The sequence below is a fragment of the uncultured Negativicoccus sp. genome (assembly GCF_902480485.1).
Taxonomy (GTDB): Bacteria; Bacillota; Negativicutes; order Veillonellales; family Negativicoccaceae; genus Negativicoccus; species Negativicoccus succinicivorans.
This window is the reverse complement of the sequence record NZ_CABSTC010000065.1, coordinates 1-6,065: the sequence shown is the minus strand read 5'-3', so window position 1 is coordinate 6,065 and position 6,065 is coordinate 1. Positions and strand designations below refer to the sequence as shown.

General features: G+C 54.6%; 5 protein-coding genes. All 5 read right to left on the bottom strand.

The window, feature by feature from the left end:
* Positions 1–812, bottom strand: an 812-nt coding sequence (locus tag RDN69_RS05580) for an AAA family ATPase (RefSeq protein ID WP_288218347.1), incomplete at its 3' end; no start/stop codon positions are given.
* 7 nt (positions 813–819) lie between these two features.
* Positions 820–1,269 (bottom strand): 50S ribosomal protein L9, encoded by a 450-nt coding sequence (gene rplI, locus RDN69_RS05575; protein WP_024048037.1) that lies wholly within the window; start codon positions 1,267–1,269, stop codon positions 820–822.
* Positions 1,266–3,275 carry a DHH family phosphoesterase gene (locus RDN69_RS05570; protein ID WP_288218346.1) on the bottom strand — a complete coding sequence of 670 codons (2,010 nt, stop codon included), beginning with the start codon at positions 3,273–3,275 and terminating at the stop codon, positions 1,266–1,268. Before RDN69_RS05570 ends, rplI begins: the two co-directional genes overlap by 4 nt.
* Complete coding sequence (locus RDN69_RS05565; protein ID WP_288218345.1) at positions 3,262–4,233, bottom strand: YybS family protein; 972 nt, start codon at positions 4,231–4,233, stop codon at positions 3,262–3,264. Before RDN69_RS05565 ends, RDN69_RS05570 begins: the two co-directional genes overlap by 14 nt.
* Positions 4,233–5,897 carry a ribonuclease J gene (locus tag RDN69_RS05560; RefSeq protein WP_288218348.1) on the bottom strand — a complete coding sequence of 555 codons (1,665 nt, stop codon included), beginning with the start codon at positions 5,895–5,897 and terminating at the stop codon, positions 4,233–4,235. The genes RDN69_RS05565 and RDN69_RS05560 overlap by 1 nt, the downstream gene beginning before the upstream one ends.
* Positions 5,898–6,065 lie beyond the last annotated feature (168 nt).

The window sequence follows — 6,065 nt, the reverse complement described above, 5'->3', positions numbered from 1 at the left end:
TCGGCGAGATCGCGTTGCGCTCCTTGATAAATCGGATCATGCACGGAACCGATCAGCGGGTTCGTCATATCGCGATTATCCCAACGCAACGTCGTACCGTCCGTTTCCACAAACGGCGCGTCTTTTTGAAACGGCGTGAAGTCAAATTGCTTCGCCGCCTCCAACACGACGCGCGCCGCCGTCGTCTTGCCGACGCCCGGCGGTCCGTATAAAAGCAGGTGCTGCGGATACTTCGTTGCGAGTTTCGCGAGCAAGGCTTCCAACGCGTCTTTTTGCCCGACAATATCCGCCAAGGTTTGCGGTCGCACTTGGGCGGCGATCGTATCCGTCAGACGAATGTGGTCCAGTTTGTCCAGCTGCGCCAACTTTTCACGGGATTGCGGCGTTTCAAAATCGCCCGTCTCTTCATTTAAAAGTTCCAGGCGCAAATCATTGACATATTCCTGATGTTTTTCTTCCAGCGCATCATTAATTTTTTGTTCCAGCCGCTCTTCGACCGCCTGCCGCGCCAAGAGATCGCTGATGCGATTTTCCGTTCGCTCCAGCAGCGCCTGCGACTGTTCTTCACCGGGCACGGGAATATCCGGATCTTCCAGCACGATGCGCGCCAAACCCGCCAGCCGTTTTTTCGGATCTTCCGCGTGCAGGTAGGAAAGCGCGTTATAATGGCTGCCCGCCAGCAAAAAACGTTCCGTGCCGATGAGGCCCGAATACACGCCCGAAAGGACGGCGATTTGCCGTCCGAATTCCGCTTCGCTCTCGGCGCCGGTCTGCGAATTACGACTCCACAACCGCCGCCAGATATCTTTCATTGTCTAATTATTCCTCCGGAACTACATGCACCTGGATTTCCGCGGTCATCTTCGGATGGATCCGGATGGCGACGGGAAAACGCCCCACGGTGCGAATCGGTTCTTTCAATTCGATTTTCTTTTTATCTACGGTAAGTTCATGTTTGGCCGCGAGCGCTTCACTGATCGTCTGCGCGGTGACGGAGCTGAACGCGCGTCCGTCGGCGCCGAGTTTCAACGGCACTTCGACCGTTACTTTTTTTAATTGCGCCGCGAGAACTTTGGCTTCGTCCTCTGCGACCTGATCTTTATGTTCCTGCGCGGCGTTTTTCTGGCGTGCGTTGTTCAAGTTTTCCGGCGTGCCTTCCAACGCCAGACCGCGGCGCATCAGGTAGTTGCGGCCGTAGCCGTCGGCGACTTCGATGATTTCCCCTTTTTTACCGACTTTTTTGACGTCCTGTAATAAGATCACTTTCATTTCGCATTCTCCTCTTTTTGCGCGCGAATCTGCGCGACAATTTTATTTTTGATTTCTTCCGGCGTTTCTTCCGGCGCGAACTGTCCGCCGGCCACCGTCTGATGACCGCCGCCGCCGAGTTCTTCCATCACGCGCTGAACATTAATTTCACCGTCGGAACGCACGGATGCGCTGTAGCCTTCGCCATTATAGTAAATGGCGATACTCGTATGTATATTTTCAATATTGATCATCATATCGGCCACTTGTCCCGCGAGAATCTGCGCGTTTTCCGCATCGTCGGGAATGGTCGCGCACACGATGTCGCCATCAATTTTTTCGGCGCGCGTCAGCACGTCCGCCCGCGTCAAAACGGTCTCGAAATCGAGCGCGAACAGATCGCGGACGAGTTCCGTCGCGGCGCCGCTGCGGCGCAAATAACTGGCCGCGTCGAACGTGCGAATGCCGGTCTGCACGGCGAAGTTCTTCGTATCGACGACGATACCGGCGTACAACGCCGAGGCTTGTGTCTCGTTCAATTCGATCGTATCGGAATAGTACTGTAAAAGCTCGGTGACAAGTTCACATGTCGAAGAGCTGGAGGGTTCGAGATAGACGAGCAGCGGATCGGGAATAAAAGTATTGCTGCGTCGATGGTGATCAATGACGACGCGGTTTTGAATCATTTCCACCAAACTCGGCGCCGCCGTCATTTCCGGTTTATGCGTATCCACTACAAAGAGTACCGTCTGCGGCGTCACCAATTCTTGCGCGGCCTCTTCCGAAATCAGCAAATCTTCCATGCCCGGTGTCGCCCGCACCTGATCGACCAGCTTTTCCACCGTTTCCTGATCTTCGCTGATGACGACATGCGCCGGCACGCCTTCTGAGGTCGCCATGTACGCCACCCCCACTGCCGCGCCGAGGGAATCGTAATCTTCCCTGGCATGGCCCATGACGAGCACCATGTCTGCCTGGCTGATCAGTTCGTGAATCGCCTGCGCCACCACGCGGGCGCGCACGCGCGTATTTTTCGCCAAGGCCTGACTCCTACCGCCGAAGGTCTGCGTTTCGCCGTCCGCCCGGATGACGACCTGATCGCCGCCGCGGCCCAACGCCAAATCGAGCGCCAAACGCGCTTCCCCTTCCTGCTCGGCAAAGGATTCTTCCCCGTAAGCGCAACCGATCGAAAGCGTCACCGGAATCCGGTTCACCGTGTGAATCGAGCGGACTTTTTCCAAAATTTTGAAGTTATCGTCAATCAATTGCTGCAGCGATTTGCGGCTGATGCAGGCAATGTAGTTATTGCGCTCGTAACTTTTGATAAAACCGTCGATCTTGCCGAATTCGTCGAGCACCATCGTATTGACTTCCGCCCAGAGCGCCGAACGCTGCACTTCCGTCAAATCGGACGAAACCTCGCCCAGGTTATCCAACTGCACATAGCAGAAAACCGGCAACGCCGCCACGCTTTCCTGCTTGCTGCGTTCCGCCTCCGTCACATCGTCAAAATACAGCACCATATAGGCTTCGCCGGGATTATCGTTCTCTGCGGCATTGATCCCGTTGACGCGGTCGAGGAATTTATAAATGACGCGGTAATAGTTGTCACCGATCCGGGTGGAAAAATAACCCGATTTTCCCCACAGTTTAGCAAGCTGCGTTTGCGGTAACAACTTTTGCAGCCGATCGCCTTCGCTAAGTTCCTGCACCCAGTCGCGAAACACCGAGTTGCTCCAGACGAGCATGCTTTTTTCATCAATAATCGCAATCCCGATCGGCAAATTCTGCGTCGCGTATAAAGACGCTTCCGTCACCGAGGCGGACACCGCATTCAGGTAATGCCGCCACACGCGTTCCTGCTCGATCTCCGTTTTACGCAACACGAGGTACACGCCGAACGCAACCAGAGCGCACAAGCCCGCCACGATCGGATTGAACCAGGCCAACACTAAAATGAGCAGGATCACAATCGCCGCGTACGCGCGGTCACTGCGATTTTTGAACCAGAAATTACGATATTCCATTCGTCGGAGTATATCCTTTCCGTTTACGATAATTGATGCCCATGTCAATTAAACCGATTAAAAATAAAAATCCTAAAAATGTCGGAATGATAAAGCTTCCGATCACGATCACCCAGCGCATGAAAGCCAAGCGCGGATGGCGTCGGGCCCACCAAAAGACGACGGCGATCCCCTGTAACCAAATCAGGTACATCGCCGCGACTTGGATATTCATCGCTATTTCCACCGGCAGTTGCGGGAAATATTGCGGCCCGAACCAGCCGAGCAACAACGCGAATACATACAAGTACAGCGCCGCCCGCGGCATTTCCCATTCCGCCACCGGCGGAAATTTCGGTAAATCGATCTGCAGACGACGTAAAATCGCCCGCGCGATAATGATGTCAAGATACGACAACAACAATCCCGCCGACACCACAATGAACGGCGCCACCTGACGGATTTGCGCCTGTTGCGCCAAGTATTGCGACTTCGCCTCGGCCAGGTCAATCGAATTGTAGCCCATGCCTTCCAGCGTTCGGAACGCCTGTTCCGTCGATTGGCGCATCGTGTCTTCGTACATCGCGAAAACGTTCACGCCCATGACGTAAAAGGAAAGCAGGAACTGAATCCCGAAACCGAGCAGAAAAACAATCGTCGCGACCGTTAAGATGCGGCCCGCCGACCATTTCTGACGAAATCCTTCGCCCAGCGTCAAGGCCATCGCGCCGAAGGTCAGCCCGATGCCGGCCGCCGTCACCGGTCCCGTCAAAAGCGTCAAGATAAATAAAGTCGCCACTGTTGCCAGCAGCGACCAACGCATGCCGTACCGAACGCCCAAATAGGCGATCGGTACCGGCCACAACAACAGTGCTACTGCCGAGAGGATCGGTACGTACGTCCCCACCAGCGACAACACCACCGTGAGACCGACGAGCAGGCCCGCTTCCGTAAGCGCGCGGGTAGATCGTTGCGGCATTAATGAACCTCCTGAATAATCGGCAGAATCATCGGACGCCGACGTGTCTTTTCAAAGATGTAGCGCGACAGGGTATCGCGGATCTGCGTTTTAATCACATTCCATTCCGTGATATTGTTGTCCGCGCAGCGCTCGATAACCGCATCGACGCGCCGTGTCATTTCACGGATCAAGGCTTCCGAGTCACGCATGTAAATGAAGCCGCGGGACACGATATCCGGTCCGGCAAGCACTTGCGCGGATCCTTTTTCAAGTACCATGGTCACAATGACCATGCCGTCCTGCGACAGTTGCTGGCGATCGCGGATGACGATATTACCAACATCGCCGACGCCCAAGCCGTCCACATACACTTTGCCCGCCTGTACTTTTTCCGCGAGCCGGCCTTTGCGACCGGTGAACTCAAATATCTGTCCGTTTTCGCCGATTAAAATATTATCGCGCTTCACGCCCAAACTTTCCGCGATTTCCGCGTGTTTATGCAGCATGCGGTATTCCCCGTGCATCGGAATAAAGAAACGCGGGCGAATCAGCGACAACATCATCTTCAATTCTTCCTGCGAGCCGTGGCCGGACACGTGGACTTTCTTATCCGAACCGTGCACCACATGCGCGCCCAGTTTCACCAATTTATCAATCGTGCGGCCGACGCTCGTTTCGTTACCCGGAATCGGCGACGCCGAGAGAATGACCGTGTCATTCGGATGGATTTGGATCTGCCGATGCGCGCCGTCCGCCATCCGCGAAAGGCCCGCCATCGGTTCCCCCTGGCTGCCGGTCGTTAAAATGCAAAGCTGGTCCGCGCGATAGCGATTGATTTCATCGCTGTCGATAATCGTTCCTTTCGGCGCCGTGAGGTACCCGATCTCGAGCGCGATCCCGACGACATTCACCATGGAACGGCCGAACACCGCCACTTTGCGTTGATTCGCCACCGCCGCGTCGATCGCCATCTGCAAGCGGGACACATTGGATGCAAACGTCGCTAAAATGATCCGGCCGCGCGCCTGCTCAAACTCCCGCATCAGCGCCGCGGAAACCGTTTTTTCCGAAGGCGTGTGCCCGGCGCGTTCCGCGTTCGTCGAGTCCGCGCAATACACGAGCACGCCGCGATTGCCGAGCTCCGTAATTTTTTTGAAATCCATCATCTTGCCGTCCACCGGCGTGTAGTCGATCTTAAAGTCGCCGCTGTGCACCACCGTTCCTACCGGCGTGCGGAAATAAATCCCGCAGGAATCCGGAATCGAATGGTTTACATGGAAAAACCCGACTTTAAAAGCTCCGGCCGTGATTTCATCACCGGATTTAACGACATTCAGCTGGTACTTGCCCACGCGATTTTCTTTCAACTTGCCTTCGATCAAACCACAGGTCAGGCGCGTCGCGTAAACCGGCGCCGAAACTTCCTTCAACAGGTACGAAAGCGAACCGATATGGTCCTCGTGCCCGTGCGTGATCACAATCGCGCGTACTTTATCCTTATTTTCAATCAAATAGCTGAAATCCGGGATGACAATATCAATCCCCAGCATTTCGCTATCGGGAAATGCCAAGCCCGAATCCAGCACCACAATGTCGTCTCCATAACGGAATACCGTCATGTTTTTACCGATCTCCCCTAAACCTCCGAGGGGGATGATCTGCAGTTTTTCTTTCGCCAAAATAAAACCTCCCAATATAAATATGTCCCGAACAGTCTTGCTGATCTTACTATGGACAATCAAAATTGTCCGGTCCGCTCACAAACTCCTGTTCTTATTATATCATATAAACTTATCGATACCGCCCGCGCCGTACGGTCGTTTCCCGCCGTTACGCGTTGGCAGGAGTGG